General features: G+C 63.3%; 9 protein-coding genes. All 9 read right to left on the bottom strand.

Annotation, left to right across the window (positions count from 1 at the left end):
- Positions 1–180: 180 nt before the first annotated feature.
- The 9 genes from AC5P6X_RS10800 to AC5P6X_RS10760 all read right to left on the bottom strand — a co-directional run bounded on the left by AC5P6X_RS10800 (position 181) and on the right by AC5P6X_RS10760 (position 16,331).
- Positions 181–966, bottom strand: a complete 786-nt coding sequence (locus AC5P6X_RS10800) for an EAL domain-containing protein (protein ID WP_049450214.1) — start codon at positions 964–966, stop codon at positions 181–183.
- A gap of 590 nt (positions 967–1,556) precedes the next feature.
- On the bottom strand, positions 1,557–4,430 hold the full coding sequence (locus tag AC5P6X_RS10795; protein WP_197631391.1) for a TonB-dependent receptor domain-containing protein: 2,874 nt from the start codon (positions 4,428–4,430) through the stop codon (positions 1,557–1,559).
- A gap of 134 nt (positions 4,431–4,564) precedes the next feature.
- Positions 4,565–7,384 (bottom strand): TonB-dependent receptor domain-containing protein, encoded by a 2,820-nt coding sequence (locus AC5P6X_RS10790; RefSeq protein WP_495215435.1) that lies wholly within the window; start codon positions 7,382–7,384, stop codon positions 4,565–4,567.
- Between the two features lie 236 nt (positions 7,385–7,620).
- Positions 7,621–9,654 carry an alpha/beta hydrolase family protein gene (locus tag AC5P6X_RS10785; protein ID WP_262091386.1) on the bottom strand — a complete coding sequence of 678 codons (2,034 nt, stop codon included), beginning with the start codon at positions 9,652–9,654 and terminating at the stop codon, positions 7,621–7,623.
- Between the two features lie 385 nt (positions 9,655–10,039).
- Positions 10,040–10,801 (bottom strand): EAL domain-containing protein, encoded by a 762-nt coding sequence (locus AC5P6X_RS10780; RefSeq protein ID WP_425531777.1) that lies wholly within the window; start codon positions 10,799–10,801, stop codon positions 10,040–10,042.
- Positions 10,802–10,826: 25 nt separating this feature from the next.
- The gene (locus AC5P6X_RS10775; RefSeq protein ID WP_152904891.1) at positions 10,827–11,639 is read right to left on the bottom strand and encodes an EAL domain-containing protein; all 813 of its coding nucleotides are present in this window, start codon (positions 11,637–11,639) and stop codon (positions 10,827–10,829) included.
- Positions 11,640–11,645: 6 nt separating this feature from the next.
- Positions 11,646–12,005, bottom strand: a complete 360-nt coding sequence (locus AC5P6X_RS10770; protein ID WP_329755692.1) for a hypothetical protein — start codon at positions 12,003–12,005, stop codon at positions 11,646–11,648.
- A complete protein-coding gene (locus AC5P6X_RS10765) occupies positions 11,998–12,843 on the bottom strand; it encodes an EAL domain-containing protein (RefSeq protein WP_053090773.1) in 846 nt (281 codons plus the stop codon). Before AC5P6X_RS10765 ends, AC5P6X_RS10770 begins: the two co-directional genes overlap by 8 nt.
- Positions 12,844–13,406: 563 nt before the next feature.
- Positions 13,407–16,331, bottom strand: a complete 2,925-nt coding sequence (locus tag AC5P6X_RS10760) for a winged helix-turn-helix domain-containing protein (RefSeq protein ID WP_262091387.1) — start codon at positions 16,329–16,331, stop codon at positions 13,407–13,409.
- Positions 16,332–16,346 lie beyond the last annotated feature (15 nt).

The raw sequence follows: 16,346 nt of genomic DNA, 5'->3' as shown, positions 1-16,346 counted from the left end.
GCGAAAGTTGCTTCCAGCCATCGGAGCGCACGCAGATGGTGAAAGGTTCTATGGATCTCAATGATGGAGTACCCAGGAAAGTCCTCCTGTGCAATCCGTAGGCTGGGTCGCCCGGCCTGAAAATGTCGGAGCATCAGCGCACAAAGTCGCAGGCGGACCTGAGGCGCCGGATCGGCGATCTCATCCAAAGGCCACCTCCTTGGTTCCTGACGGTGCCACCGCGGCGCCCGCGTGTTTTTGCAGGCCGAACCTCAGCAGGAACTCATCGCCGCTGATCGCTGGCGCGTGTAGCAGCCCCTGGGTCTGGTCGCACACGAGCATTTCCACTGCGCGAAACTGCTCGAGGCGTTCGACGCCCTCAGCAACCACCCGCAATCCAAGGATCGCGCCCAAGGTGACGATGGACGAAACAATTTCAGAATCCACGGTATTTCTGTCAACGTCAGCGACAAATACCGGATCGATCTTCAACTCATTGATAGGAAGGCGTTTCAACCGTGCCAGACTGGTGACCCTATTGCCGAAACCTTCCAGCGCGATCTGTACGCCATCCGCGAACAGATCCAGCAGAGCGTTGCGGCACACATCGCTCTGCTGCATCAGGCATGATTCCGCAACATCCAGTATCAGCTTGTCTGCTGCAATTCCATTCTGACGAAGCGCATCGCGCACATTGCCGCAGAAGTCGGGATGCTGAAGCTGGACCGAAGAAATGTCGACCGCGATCGTCCAATCAGCGTTGCCAGCCCTGTGCCATTCGCTTAGCTGGGCACAGGCCCGATCGACTTCCCATCGACCAATCTGATGGATGCGCTCCTGGTTCACGGCGAGTCCGACGAAATCAACGGGTGCGATGAGTCCCCATTGAGGATGCTGCCAGGCAGCCACTGCCTCGGCACCAACTATTCTCCGACTTCCGCATTCAACCTTGGGCTGGTAAAGCAGGACCAGCTCGCCCTTGTTCATTGCCCGCATCCGTTGCTCGGGCGCACGCCCAGTACAGGGATTGTCACTATCAAGTACGTGCACGATCGCAACTCCATGGCGAGGGGTGCAATGCTGGGCAATAGTCACTCGGTCGGCTTCTACCCCTCCCTCAATCGTTGTCAATTGATCTCTCCGCACCCTCCTGACGTCCTCCCCGCCCTCCCCCACTCTTCTCTCAGCCGCGCCACAAATCGCGGACATCACCATCGATTGGAGTGGCTGGCCGGTACAACTGCCCTGCTGCTGCGGGTCACATCTTCTGCGAGCCGGACGCGCGTATGGACATTGATGACCGTGATGCCGGTGATTACGCTGGCCATCTGCCCCGCCGCGCGTAGTTTGACACCGCCCGCACCGGCCCGCTTGTCGAGGTACGCTACCGACCCGCCGGGCAGGTCAAGATGAATGAACCCGCATCTTGGACTGAAGGACTGGACCTTGCGTCTGCAGTCCTCTCAACTGATCTCATTTCTTCTCATCTGAGCGCCTTGGCTTGACGAATCCGCCTGCGCGTAAAAAGCCACGGCCCTGGCAGGGCCGTGGAATGATCCTTGGAGAGAGCCTTCGGATCAGAACTTCTGCGTGTAGCGCATGTAGTAGAAGCGGCCAGGCACTTCGTATTGCGGATCGAAGCTGTTGGCGGCCACCACCGTCGAACGTGGCGGAGAACGGTCGAATGCGTTGTTCACGCCCAGCGTGATCCGAGCATTCCACGGCGCATTCCAGTAGCCACTCAGATCGGTGTAGGTCACGCTGGGAATACGATTCTCCGGACGCGGCCCATAGGACGTTTTACGGGCCGGGTCTGAGCACAGGTTGCGCAGCTCGGCCGACGGCACGTTGAAGCAGCTCTCCACCTGGGACGAGTAGTAGCGCAGATTCGCCGTGGCACCCAGATTGCCCTTGGCCCATGCCACTGCGAGGTTGGAACGGACGCGCCAGTTGTTGCTGCGGCTGCTGTACTCACCCACCAGGTTGCCACCCTCGCCGCTCACCGGATCCTCGGTCACCACTCCATCACCGTTGACGTCTGCTGTCGCCTTGCTGAAATAGGTCGAATCCCAGATGACCGAGAAGCTGCCCAGGGCGGTGTCGGGCAAGCGGTAGCTGGCAGTGAAGTCGAAGCCCTCGGCTTCAAGCACGCCGACGTTGCGAGCCGTGGCCAAGGTATTGGAGACCTCGCCACTGGGCGCCCGGCCGATCAGTGCGCACGCCGGCTGCTGACCACCGTAGTAGCAGTCGTTGAAGATCGTCTGGGCGGACTGGGTGAAGATGCCCTGCTCGATTTTGATGTTCCACCAGTCCAATGACAGATCCAGGCCCGGCGCCCAACCCGGGCTGTACACAACCCCCAGGGTGCGGTTGATCGAGGTCTCCGGCCCCAGATTCACATTGCCACCCACAGTGGTGCGTATCTGGGTGTTGGCCTGGTTGTAGGCAGGCACCCCGGCGCAGCTGGCCGGTGGTGTCTGCGGGCTGCCACGCGAGAGTGAGGCGCAGGGGTCGTTCACATCCTCGAAGGTGTCCGAAACACCGGAATAGAGCTCGGCAACGGAGGGGGCACGGAAGCCCTCGCTCCAGTTGGCGCGCACCATCACGTCGGTCACGGGCTTCCAGATCAACCCGACCTTGGAATTGGTGGTGCTGCCAAAGGAATCGTAGCGTGACGTGCGGGTGGCCACGTTGGCCTCAAGCCGCTGGATGCCCGGAAGGTCGGACAACAGCGGAAGATCCAGCTCGACGAAGGCTTCCTTTACCGAATAGGCGCCGCGGGTCGCGGTGCGCGCATTGCCAGTGGTGTCTCCCGAATTGACCAGCGCATCGGGCGCATCGAACCCACTCTCACTGCGCCGCTCAACGCCGAGCGCGAACGCCGAAGTACCGCCGGGCAGCGCGAACAAGTCACCACTGAGGCTGGCGAAGTAGTTCTTCTGCTCGTATCCATATACATCGTGCGCCTCGAAGGCGGAGTACCCCTGCATCTCTGGCGTCATCGTGCCTGGCCCGCCAAGCAGGTTCATGGGCACGCACCCTGCGATCGGTGCAGTGGGCGTTCCACACCTCGCCTGCCCCGCCGCGTCCAGATAGGAGGGGCCGAGTGCCTGGCGCAGGGCTGGCACATTGAACAGGCCCGTGGTGATGTCAGCGCGCTTGTTTCTGCCGTAGTACATGCCGGCGTCCCAGGCAAAGGTGCGCTGGCCAAGGCTGAACTGACCTTCCAGGCTCGCATTGAATGACAGTGTGGACACATCCTGCGTATAGATACGTCCGCCGGTCTCCACGGCCCGACGCTGGATGCGGGTGACATCCTGCCCATACGGGTTATAGATGCTATCGGCGCTGATGACGATGTCTTCGGACTTGGTTCCCGGGGCGGACCGACCCAGGGTGATCGGCATTGCGGCCAGTACCTGTTCGGACTTGCGCTCGTTGTATGCGAACTGGGTCTTGAAACGCACATTCTCGGTCAGTGCCGCACTGGCTGACGCAAACAGCGAAGTGCGCTCCTGCGGGGTGACCAGCAGGTTGTCCGGCGCGAAGTTGTAGGCATCAGACGCTTTGTATGGCCGCCATGACGCAGGGCCCGATGGGGTCGTGAACCAGCAGCCGGTGGCCTGGCCGTTCGCGCCGGTCGGGCCTGCACTGCCATCCACGCACTGCGAGGGCCCGGTTGCTCCCAGGCCGAAGCGTCCGGCCGGTGTTCCCGAACTGCCGCCGTAACCGGGCGATGAGCCGAAGTTCGGCACTGCCGAGATCGTCCTGTCCCCAGCCCACACCACGTCTTCCTGTACGTGTGCAGCGCCGGCCATGACAGAGAAGCGTTCTCCCACGCTGCCAATGAGCAGGTCGTAGGACTGGCGGCGGCCGTCGCCCTTGTCATACTGCCCGACATAGGCATTGGCCTCGGCGCCGTCGAAATCGCTGCGCAGAATGATGTTGATCACGCCGGCGATGGCGTCGGAGCCGTACAGAACCGAAGCGCCATCCTTGAGCACGTCAATGCGTTCCACAGCAGCGGTCGGGATCGAGGTGAGGTCCACCGCACCGCCCAGGCCGGTCCCGCCCACCCAACGTCGCCCATTCACCAGCACCAGCGTGCGCTGCGAGCCAAGGTTGCGCAGATTGACCAGCGTCTGCCCGTCGCCACCATTGTTGTAATTGCTGTTCAGCGACGAGCCATTGGCGCTGATGTTCTGGATGATGTCGCCTATCGAGGTCTGGCCCTGTGCATGGATCTGCTCGCGACTCAGCGAGAACACCGGTTGTGAGGTCTCCACGTCCGCTCTCTTGATCCGCGAGCCGATCACGCTGACCCGGTCCAGTTCAGTGACGCCAGCGGCGGAGTCCTGTGCCATGGCTGGCATCGTCGCAGCAGGCAGGAGGGCGGCCAATACGGCGATGCGCAGCCGGCAAGGTGCGAAGGTCGGTCGATCTGTTCTCATATGCGGGTTCTCGGTAAACAGGAATGAACGTGCAGGCGCCGGCGGCATCACCTGCACATGGTCTGTAACTGCAGAAGTGGCCGCCGCCTGCGTAGAATCCGTCGCGCACTCGGCGCGACGGCAGAGGTCAGAGGTCAGAAGCGATACGTCGCCCTGGCGAAAACGCTGCGACCGAGCAGGTCGTACTGGGTGGCGTCTACCGGCACATTTCCATTCACCGCCTGCACGTCGCCAGAGATGGTGTCCGGTTCACGGTTGAACAGGTTGCGGACGCCCACGGTCACCGCCCAGTCGGATTGGCGATAGGTCAACGCAGCGGTGTGATAAATGCGTGCGTCTGCACGGATGTCACGCTGCGCGTTGGCATACCCCAGGTAGTTGAAGCGCGCCGGAAGCTCTGGATGCTCGGTGGCACCCACATAGCTGATCAGCCACTGGGCTGACCAGTCTCCACGCTGGAACTGCAGCTGGGTGGTCGCACTGACCTTGGGGCGCCCGATCGCACCGGCCAGCTCATTGCTGCGCCGTCCGTCCTGGCTGGCACTGTCAAACAGCTGCACGCTATCTGAAAGCGTGTACGTGGCACGCGTTTCGTGAGTGAGCGTGCCGAAGCCGAACGTATGGTTCGTGTTGATTGCAAGATCGTAGCCGCGGGTGCGCTGGCGATTGATGTTCAGATAGGGGCTGCGAATGTCGCTGATGGCAAAAGCTTGAGCGTCGTTGGTGCGTGGGCCACGGGTGAACTGGCTGCAGAAGCGGTTCGGGTGCACGGCGCTGTCATAGCAACCTCGCACGATGCTGGCCGCGGTGAGCTGAGCAATTTCGTCGCGGATGTCATAGTCGAAGTAGTCAATGGCAATGTTCATGTCCCCGAAGGCGGGAGTCAGCACCAACCCTGCGCTGCGCGACCGTGAATTTTCGGGAACAAGCGACCCTGCCCCGCCCTGCGAGTGGATCACCGCTGACGTAGCGGCCCCATTGAAGTTGTCCGGAATGCCATGCGCCGCACAGTTTGCGCGCAGGAAATCGCGGCTGCTTTCACCCCAGCGCACGCAGGGGTCCACGGCAGTCTGCGGCATGAACCCTGTCTGGTTACCAAGATGCAACTCGTACAGCCCAGGCGCGCGGTAGGAGGTGCCCACGCTGCCGCGCATGCGCAACCAGGAATTGACCTGCCAGTTCAGGCCCAGCTTCCAGACCTTGTCCGACGACCCCACCGAGTTGTAACGGAAGATGCGACCGGAGCCGTTGGCAGTCAGCGATTCAATCCAGGGCATGCCCTTGATCAGCGGAACCTCGATCTCGGTGAAGCCCTCCAGCACCCGATCCCGGCCGCGGGTTGCCTGCGCGGAACTGGTGGACCACCCTCCCCCCGTGCGCGACAGCTCGCCGGGCTGGTCATCAATCGCATAGGTGCGGTACTCGAGGCCGAACGCAGCGCCGACAGCGCCGGCTGGCAACGAGAACAGGTCACCAGTGAACAACGCACTGGCCGTAGCCTGGGTATAGCGCGTACTGCCCTTGTCCCGCGCGACCAGCAGCGATTTCAGCTCATCGCTGCGCGTGCCATTCAGAAAGCCCGGGTTGAAATAGTCCGCCGCCGGCACACCCGTGCCCGGCCTGGAGCGGTCGCCGGTGCGGGCGGCTACGATGGTGTCGGACGCATAGTCGCCGCTGGAGCGGGAGTAATTCGTGTTCAACTGCCATGCCCAGGTATTGGTACCGCCTACAAGGCCATCGAACCGGTTGCTGGCGTGGAGATAGGTGACAGTAGCCTCGCTGGACAGTCGCAGCGGCATAACCGGCATCGCCAGATTGAACCGCGTGCCGGCGGCGGGCACCACAGGGAAGAACTGCTGCCAGTATCCGTGTTCGGATTCGCGACGGTTCACCAACCACTGGCTCTGCCAGTTGATGCCCCCGAAGCTGAAATCGGTACTCAGGTAGCCCGTGGCTCTGCGGGCCTGGTTGACGATCTGCCGTTCCTTGTAGCGCTCGAAGTTCGAGACCTCCTCAGTCGACGCCGACTCGGTGCCGCTGTGACGCCGGAACCGGTTGGGTCGGTAACCCGCAAAGGGGCCAACGGTCGTGCCATCCGATGATGGCACATACCTGTTGCTGGTCCCGGGTTCGACGATGGCGTTGATCAGCTGGTTCTGGCAGCCAGCGAGCGACGTCCCAGCTGTTATCGAGCGGTCCTCGAGGTCGATGGAGCGGCCATCTGTGCCTCGCATCAGAGGGCGTTGGCACCGGAGGAATCGACGGTCGCCGACGGTCATCGTATTCTGTCGGTTGACGTCGCCCGCCACCACGATGCTGCCTGCATCCATCTTCCAGCCCGCCAGCAGCGATGCGCCAAACTGCTCGCCACCGCCACCGAGCGGAACGTCGGTACGCACCTCCAGCTCTGGGCGTGTAATGTCGCGCCGGGTGATCAGGTTTACTGCACCGGCGACGGCATCGGAGCCGTATATCGACGACGCACCATCCTTGACGATTTCTACGCTGCGCAGCAGTGCATTGGGAATGACGTTGAGGTCGAAGCTGCCCACTGCGCCGCGCACGCCTGCCGGTCCCGGGCGCTGTCCGTTCAACAGCACCAAGGTGCGCTTGGACCCCAATCCGCGCAACGAAATGGTCTGCACGCCCAGTCCGCCATCAACCACGAAGCCGCCGAACTGGTTGGTGAGCTGCGTGGAAGAGCCGCCGAGCGCTGAGCGTTGCAGCACATTTGCCAAGGTGAGATTTCCCTGCTCGACGCTGGTGTTGACATCGATGGTCTGGATCGGCGATGTCGCCTCGTAGTCGGCGCGGCGCAGCAGTGAACCGGTGACGCTGACTGCATCCAGCTGCGTGGCCGCCTTCGTGGCATTGACTGCTGCAGGCGACGCGGCTGCCTTCGCCGCGTCTTCGGCCGATGCCGAGGGGGCAGCGCCGCTGTCCTGGGCGCGCACTGGCCCTCCATGCAGCGCAGCAACGACCGCCAGGGCCAGGGGCAGATGCGCAGTTCGTGTACAGCGCGTATGTAGTGCGTGCATCGGTTCCACTCCTTCGGTGTGCCGCGCCCGGGTATCGGGACACGGCAGGGTTGGGCAGCAGTCGGTCGTCGCGCCCGAAAACGGGCACGCGCAGGCTCTGCTGGGGATCAATCAAAGGTGCTGCGCAGAGCGCAGCAGAAAGAGATGGACGGTTACAGCCCGCCCGGACCGCAGTCGTTCTTGAGATAGCTTTCGATCAGGCCGAGGCTGGCCTCGATGTGCCGGGGATACCAAGGCATTGAATGCGGCATGTCCGGAATGATCTCCAGGCGAGAGGCGACCCGGTCTTTCACCGCGTTGTGGAAGGATCGCGCGTGGAACGCAGGCGTGCGTACATCGCGGTCGCCCACATACAAAAGCACAGGTAGCGCTGCCCTTTCGGTGTTGCGCATGGGATCCATGCCCTTGACAGTCTGCCCCTGCATCACGCGCGTCTCCCGCGTACTGCCCCAGCGATTACCCAGGCGTGCGAGGTCGGTCACCGGCGCGCCGGAGATCGCGCACTGGTAAGGCGAAGGGCTGCGCACCACCGCTGCGGCCGCCGCGAAGCCGCCATAGGAGTAGCCGAAGATCGCAATCCTGTCCCTGGCAGCAATACCCTGCGATACCAACCAGGCCGCGCCGTCGTCCTTGTCATCCTGCATTCGCTCGCCCCATTGGCGATCACCAGCCAGCAGCAGGCTGCGACCCAGATCCGCGCTTCCGCGGTACTGCGGGCGCAATACGGCATAGCCCCGCGAGGTCAGGAAGGGAACCCATCCGGTCGGGTCCCAGCCTGTGCGGTCCCTGTGCCAGGGGCCTCCATGCGGGTGGATGAGGGCCGGCAACGCCGGATCGCCTTCCTTCCAGCCGACAGGCAGATCGAGGATGGCAGGAATCTCGAGGCCATCGCGTGCGCGGTAGCTCACCCAGCGCTGCGTACCGATCCGGTTAGGGTCGATCCATGGGTGCTCATTGCCTAGCGTGGTGACCTTTCTGCCATCCACCAGCACATGATGGGCCACCGGATGACCAGCGCTGTCAGTCTGGAACAGCACCTTCGACAGGTCATCGTTGTAGCTCTGCAGCGTCACGCTCTGCCCGGGATAAGTTTGCTTCAATCCTTCATGAAGCGCCTTCAGGCGCGGCTCGATGTAGACGGCCTCCGCGCGCTCGGCATCCACGACAAAGCCCAGAATCGAGTTGAAGCTTGCGCTGCGCCTGTCCAGGATGAGTCCGGCGATGGAGAAGTTCGGGTGGGCCGCCAGCGGCTCCTTGTCAAACGCCTTCGTAGTGGGGTCATACGCCCATGCCTGGACATGATCTGAGAATCTGTCGGTGAGTACATACAGCTTTCCCGATGCCTCATCGATGCCGTCGATGTGCATCGCAAAGCGCTCGCTGAGCTTGGTGGTCAACGCGTCATGGACAACAAACTGGCCACTGGCGCGGTCCTTGATCAGAATCTGGTAGTCGAACTCGTTGCTTCCCGAGGGTTTGATCGACGTGCGGCTCAGCAGCTCGCCGGTGCGCGGATGGAACAGCCCTGGCGATGTTTGATCATCGGACCGGACCACCAGTTCGGTGGCGCCCGTTTTCAGGTTGTAGCGGAAGTAGTCCGCGCTCAGTGTCGACTGATTGACCTGCATGACCAGCACATGATCAGGTTCGAGAGGCAGCATGTGAACCAGTCCTGCACTGCCGGAGATTTCCGCACAGCGCTGCCTTTCTTCGCTGACGCCTGCCTTGCGGACATTGCTCGCGAACGCTTCGTCGAAGGACGTCTGCTTGGCGTCGGTGATGTAGGCTTTGGTGATGAAGGTCTTTGTGGCGCCGGTGGCATTGCCTTCGCCGCAGTTCCCGAGGCGGCCTGTCCACTCCTGTCGCGCAATCACCAACGTCTTTTCCGCCTTCAACGCCGAAGCGGCAATGAACTTCATCCGTTCGCCGGCGGGCGTTATGCTGATCGGACCTGCGTCCAGGTTATCCATATCCCAGTTGGCCAGCGAGGGCTCCTGGCTGCCATCGGCCGAGGAAATCAGCGCCACCAGGCGCTTTCCGTCGGGGCTCATCGACACCGACTGGATGGCGGGATACCGCGCAAAATCCGCGATCGGGATCGGCACCGGCTTCGCCGCGTGGGCGGCTGGAACGATCGACAGCATTGCCAAGCCAAGCAGTGACGTACGAAACGAACGATGCTCCATTGCATAACTCCCCATGCGATGACGTGGCCGTGTGGAAGTGCGGCGGCACGACCTTCTGGCAGCAGGAAAGCGGCGTCAATGAAAAGTTTCAGAATCGTTATTCGCGGCTGAATTAGTGGCGCACGCCATCACTGCAGCACGTCGTGCTCAGGGCATTTACTCGGTGCGGATAGGCCATAAGTCACTGCCGTTGTTCTGGCTCAAAAAGTGATGCGGATCACGCGATGTGGGAATTGTTGCCATGCCCACATCGGTGCGCCTCTAAACCGGCAGTGACGGCGTGCCAACGCCCTGGAAAAAGCCTCAACTCAATGAATTGTGCGTTGCAGCATTCATTTGCGCAGATGTTGTTCCTTCAACAGTGCGCGGTGATGCACACCCGCATCTATCGCCACGGCAGATGGCCGTAGAGTGCACCCTGCGCTGTGTCGCATCCGAGCGTAGCCAGGAGCATGTGTTGCTCCTCCCTGATCACGCCTCCCGCGGAGACGCGTAAGCCGGCGCGCTGCCATTCACTGATTAACGAAGCAACGGTTGCACGGGCGATCACACATCGATCCAACGCGCAGATCAGAGACCGGGGAATCGATATTTCGTGCAGTAGCGCAGACGGCAGCCAAGCCAGCGCGGCGTCAGTCTCATCCGGTCCGCCCATGGAAAGCTGCACGCCCATTCCAAGCAGACTGAACGCCTGACGGTGGGCGTCCGAACCGGCAAGGGCCGCAGACTTGGGCAAGCACAGGATCAGACGCGACGCAGGCAGCCCGCTGTGGCCCAATGCCGAGCAGACCCGCCCTTGGAAGCCCGGGGCCTGCAACGTGGACATCGAAAGCGGAACCGAGATTGTCCACGCAGATGCACCCTCTGCGCGGCACTGTTCGAGTTGGCGACAGGCGGCATCGAGCATCCAGTGATCGAGCTCAACCGCGAGCCCGGCTTGTTCGGCCAATGGCCGGTGGCGCTGCAGCGCAAGGCGCCCTAGGCGCGGGTGACGCAGGTACAGGGAGGCCTCGGCGCCGCATACGCTGCGGGTGCGACAGTCAACCCGCGGCTGCAGAGACAGAACCAGCTGACGCCTGGCCACTGCGAGAGACAGGCAAGCGGCAGTCAGCGCGGATGGACGTATTGAGCGTGTGGAAGCTGGCATCGGGTTCCCCACGCACGGAACTCAGTCAAGCACCGTTGAGTGCGCCCGTGCGTAGAAGGTGTGTTATCAGCAGATCCGCAGCCATAGGCGGGCAAACGAAGTTGCCCTGCCCGCGGTCGATGCCAAGTGCCTGGCTTTGCCGGAACTCCTGGCGGGTACCGACATCCGTGGCCACCACGCGCAGATGCCGCCTTGTGGCCGCCGCCAGTAACGACGCCAGAGCCTGCTCTCCACGATGCGGGCCGCCCCGGTCGTGATAGGGCCTGACAAGCCTGATCTCCTGGATGGGCATGGGCAGCAGCCATGCCGGTTCCATATAGCCAGGATCAACAGTTCCAATGGAGAAAACGACGCCCCGCGCAGACAACCAGGCCAGTTGCCGCAGGTCCGCGTCGTCTGAAAGTTCCTCGGCATTGAAGACCAGCGTCAGCTGACGGGGTGGCAGGCGCTGCTCGTCCAGCATCTGAAGAAGGGCCTGCCGATAGGAGGGCCGTTTCAGCTTCTGCAACGAGGTGCGCACCGACAGATTCCATTCCAGGCCCTGTGACCGCCATCGCGCCATCTGTTGCCCAGCGGTTTCCAGCACCCAGTAGTCCAGGTGCTTCATCAGGTCCGACGCGGTCACCAATGCCAGAAAGGCGTCGGGCTGCCGCCAGTCCAAGTGGCGGCGCTGCCAACACAGCACGGCTTCGACACCACACACCGCGCCACCGACAAGATCGACTACGGGTTGATAGTGGAGCTGCAGCTCCTCTGCGTCGATGCAGCGGCGTAGATCGCCACGGGTGATCAGGCCATATGGTTCTTCGGTACGAGTAGGCGACATCTGGATTTTCAAGCCCGCTTACCCGTTGAAGCCAGCACTGATCGGGTCACCATCAACCCGTTCGACCCCACGGGACGCGACAGTCGTAGCCGTCGGCACCTGGCGATCCAGCGCGTCCAGCACCATCCGGCCCATCGGAGTGAGCGATACGCCCCACCCGCCGAAACGTTGACCCTCGCGGTCCCGCAGTACCATGACCGTGAGCCAGCCGCGCCGGCGCAGTTGCTGGAACTCATCCCAGATGGCGTTCGAGGGGTGGGGCGGCAAAAGGATCTGTGTTGCGCGCACCCCTGGCCGGGCATCGCGGAACTGGCGCAGCAGCAGGTGGCACAGGGGCAACGTCTGCGCGTCGGTCAGCGAACAGAGGCGATCATCCAAAGGCCACCTCCCCAACCTGCGGCCGCGTTGACGGCGCCTGGAGGAAGCACCTGCCAAAGCGAGCAAGGAAAAGTTCGCCGCTGATGGGAGGTGCGTGCAGGTAGCCCTGGCTCTGGTGACAGCCCAGCGTCCGCAGGACCTGCAACTGTTCCTCGCGCTCCACCCCCTCGGCGACCACCCGCAACTGCAGGGCACTGGCAATGCCGATGATCGCGGCAATGATCGACGGATCGACCTCGTTACGATCCACTGCAGCCACAAAGGCACGGTCGATCTTCAATTCCCGCAATGGCAGCTGCCTCAATCGCGCAAGGCTGGAAAAGCCGGTACCGAAGTCATCCAGCGAGATCTGGACGCCGGCCGCCGCCAGTGCCGCGAGCTGGCTTTGGGCGATGTCGGCATCCTTGATGGCGGTCGACTCTGTAACCTCCAGCACCAGCTGGTCGCTGGGCACGCCATACCAGACCAGGCAATTCAGTACACGCTGGGCGAAGCGCGCGCACTCCAGCTGCAGTGGCGATACGTTCACCGCCACGGACCAGTGCAGGTTGCCGCGCTCGCGCCAATGGCGGAGCTGGCGGCATGCGGCACGCAGCACCCATTGCCCCAGACGATCGATCACCCCGCCCTGTTCAGCCATCTGGATGAACTGGGCCGGGGGAATGAGTCCCAGCCGTGGGTGAGCCCAGCGCACAAGGGCTTCGGCTCCAACCGTCTGGCCGGTCGAACAGTCCAGCTTGGGCTGGTAAAGCAGGTGCAGCTGGCCGTTGTCGATTGCCCGCAGCAGGTCTTCAAGGGTTGGTTGCGGACCGGGAAAGGATGCGGCGGGATTGGACATGGCCGGTACTCCAGTAGGGAGCGGCCATGCTCGGCAAATCCAGGCGCAGCGACTTCTGCCTCTGGCTCAAATGATGTCAAATGATCTTTTCTGTCTCGTCGGCCCTTGTCTAACGCATGCCCTCCCCTTCACAGCGGCCGTCCTGCCACAGTTTAGGGGGCGTAGCATCCAACGCAGGAAAGGCTACCCCTCGCGGCACAACCTTCCCATTCCGGATCACCGGGCTTGATACCGGGACGCAAGGTGATTGAGCTGCTCGCTGTGGCCGGGGCGGAATCAAGGCGCGTCGCGGCTGCAGCTCGGGCAGTGGAGGGGCGCCGGGGGGCCGTCGTTTCAGGGGCAGCGCGCCTCCGGCCCTTGCCGGCGCGGGGACCGGCGTCAACCAATGGTCATCTGGCCGGGCTGCGGGCAACGGCTTACCGGCTGACCAGGCCGAGGCAGCAAGGACCAGGCTGACGATGCAAGCGTGCAGGCACATGCTGTTTTCTTCACGGTCCGCGAGGATGCGCCAAGGGTCCCCTGCAGGGCAGATGCCGGCATCTGCCGGCACCTCATTTTTTTCTCTATTGAGCCGCAGCCTCGCGAACCGGCTGTACGGTCGGGCGAACATCGTCCTTCCGCTCTGCCCTGGACAGCCAGGCCATCGTCGCGCCGCGTAGGGAAACACGGTCACGCATGTCGCCCGAGCCCAGTGAAGGCACCAGGCTGGCCACCAGGTGCTGCAGGTGAACGTCACCTTCACGCCGGCCATCTGTCTGGAGCCGCTTTGCCAGAGCCAAGGCCTGGTCGCGCCGGCCGTGATGCTGGTCATCGGCAATCTGCAGCAGGTCCAGGCGTTGCCGCAACTCGCGCTCGCTGCCTGGAAGCAGCTCACGTGCTCGGTCGGCCCATCGGCGGCTGTCCGCCCATTGTCCACGAACGGCTTCAATCTCGGCACCGAGCACGGCCAGTAACGCCTGGTCCAGCGGTGTCAGATCACCTTGGGCGTCAGCGGCCTGCACCTCGCCCATCAGCCGCGCTGCTGTATCCAGATCACCCACTCGCAGCGCCAGGGCCGCCACCTGCATCCGCCTGATCGGCAGCGCCGGATCCCACCCCGTCTGCGGGCCCGGTTCGCGGAAGACCATCACTCTGGCTGCTTCGTAATGCTGCCGCGCCGAGGCGGAATCGTTCGACAGCAGTGCCACCCAGGCTTTGGCCAACGTGGCAATAAAGCGTGAATTCGGCTCATCCGTCTCACCGCATCCAGCACGTGCTTCTGGATCGCCACCGGAACCCAGCAGGGTCGTGATCCGCAGAAGCTGGCACGCGGCATTGGAACGGTCGGGGTTCCCGCCCTCTGCGACGGCGGGCGAAGCCTGCAGCGCCAAACGCCCAGCCTGTTCAGCGTCACGCAGGCGCCCTTGCATCTCGAAGACGCGCGAGACCAGGATGTTGCCGCGAATACCGGCAATCCCTTCCAGGCCCAGCGCCTGCATCTGCCTGGCTCTCGTCTCGGCTTGGGTCAACTGCAGCGAATGGAGATCCTCCAGGGCCAACTCGATCTCCAGCTGGCCTTGAAGGTTCAGGTTTCCGAGCGACTGCGCTGTCTGCAGGGCCTCACCCAGCCAGCGCAGGCGACTTTCAGCATCAGTGCTGAGATTGGCCAGGGTCACCTGGATATCTGCCGCCAGACCGAGATCGCCGCTGCGCATGGCGCGCTTCAGTGCAGTCGCAACCATCGTATTGTCATGGGCCGCCTGGCCCGCATGCACGATCGCCAGCACCTCGGCGTACTCTGCATATCGCGGTATACCCGCCTGTTGCAGCAACTGCGCGGCATGCTGGTAGGCCGATTCCCCCTTGGCTGGCTCCATCGTGGCGATTGCCCGTGCTCCCTGGAGCGCCGCTTCGGCTGCCTGTGCACGCATGCCCTCGCCCGCTGCCTCGGCGATGGCCTGTGCGGAAGCGGCGGCTTCGCGCGAACGCTCAAACTCGCCAAGCCCGTAATAGGCATCAGCAAAGGCGACGGCGCGCTGGTAACGCGCTGTCACGGAAGTATCCGCCACCACCGTCGGGGCTCCCAGCTGGGAGATGGCCTTGCGGAACTGTCCGGTCTCGATCAACAGCCGCACATACCGGCGCTGATAGGGCGCATGTGCCGGGTACGACTGAAGCAGGTCCTTCAGGGCTGTTTCCGCGTCGCGCGCCCGCCTGGGATCCATCTCCAGCTGGCGCGCTTCCAGCGAACGAGCCGCGTTGCCGGGCAACGGCGCCAGCAGCGTGCGCGCCAACTCCATGTGTCGCACCGCCTCCAGGTTCTCGCCCAGGTTGGACTGGGCGATGGCCAGCTGAAGGTGCATGAGGCCGAAACGTGGTGCACCGGCCAAGACCTCCTTTGCCGCCTGCTGCACACCGCGCCAGTCGCCCCGGTCGAAGGCGGCTGCAGCCACGGCATACTGCTGGGCGCTGGTGCTGTCCACTTCCAGTGCCGGCCAACGATCTGCCGGCCCAGGCACGAATAGAGTGACCAGCTCCCGTGACAACGCATCAATCGCCGCAGGCGCTTCGGCCAAGGCAACCTCCCTCTCCAGCATCTGGTCGCGGCCCTTCCGCTGAACGCGGGCACGCAATACAACATGCTTGCCATCGGCGCTGCGCACCGCACTGAGCAACACCACGTGAGGGGGGGGCAAGGCCTTGCCCTGCGCCAGATCCTCGCCATTCAGCAGCTGCACCTCGGGGAGCTGCTGCAGTTTCCAGCTGCTCCATTGGACCAGTAGTTCCGACGCCCAAGGTACATCAGCGCCGGCATTGGACTGCAATGGCATCAAGGCCACCGTCACCGGGGAATCCGTACGTGGCCAGAAGGTCCACAGTGCCAGGCCGGCAACAACCACAAGCAGCGCCGCCGCTGCCGTCACCCATAGATGCCTGCGGCGACGCGGCACAAGTGGTGCAACGCCGGGTTCTTCGGGGGTCGCTGGTGCTGAAGGGGCCTCGGCCGCTACCGGGCCAGCATCGCCATCGGCGTTGGCCGGCGCCGCATCGGCATCGTGGTCGGCTTCCGGAACCGCTTCGGTAACGCTGTTGGCCTCCGCCGCGTGGACGGCGGCCTCTGGATCAGATGCTGCCTCGATCTGCGCAGGATCGCTGACCGGGGGCATCGAATCAAACCACTGCACGGGGCCCGGTGGCTGGAACACATAGCCGCGCTTGGCCACCGTGCGGATCCACTCCCGGCGAGATTCGCCCAGCGCCTTGCGCAGCAACCAGATGCTCTGTGACAGGTTGGCATCATCCACCACCAGCCCCGCCCAGAGCCGATCAAACAGCTCCTGCCGGGTGAACAACCGGTCCGGCTCGGAGATCAACAGCAACAACAGATCAAAGATCCGGTGCTGCAGCTCAACGCTGCCCTCGGCGGAAACGATGCGGCGAAAGCGGAGATCGATCAGCAGATCTCCAACCTGCAGCGCCTGCGTACCCATGGGCCATGGCGTGCTCATCTGGAGCCCCTGCCT

The sequence above is a fragment of the Stenotrophomonas sp. YJH_SMC_40 genome, assembly GCF_059368615.1.
This window is presented reverse-complemented; position numbering and strand designations above follow the sequence as displayed.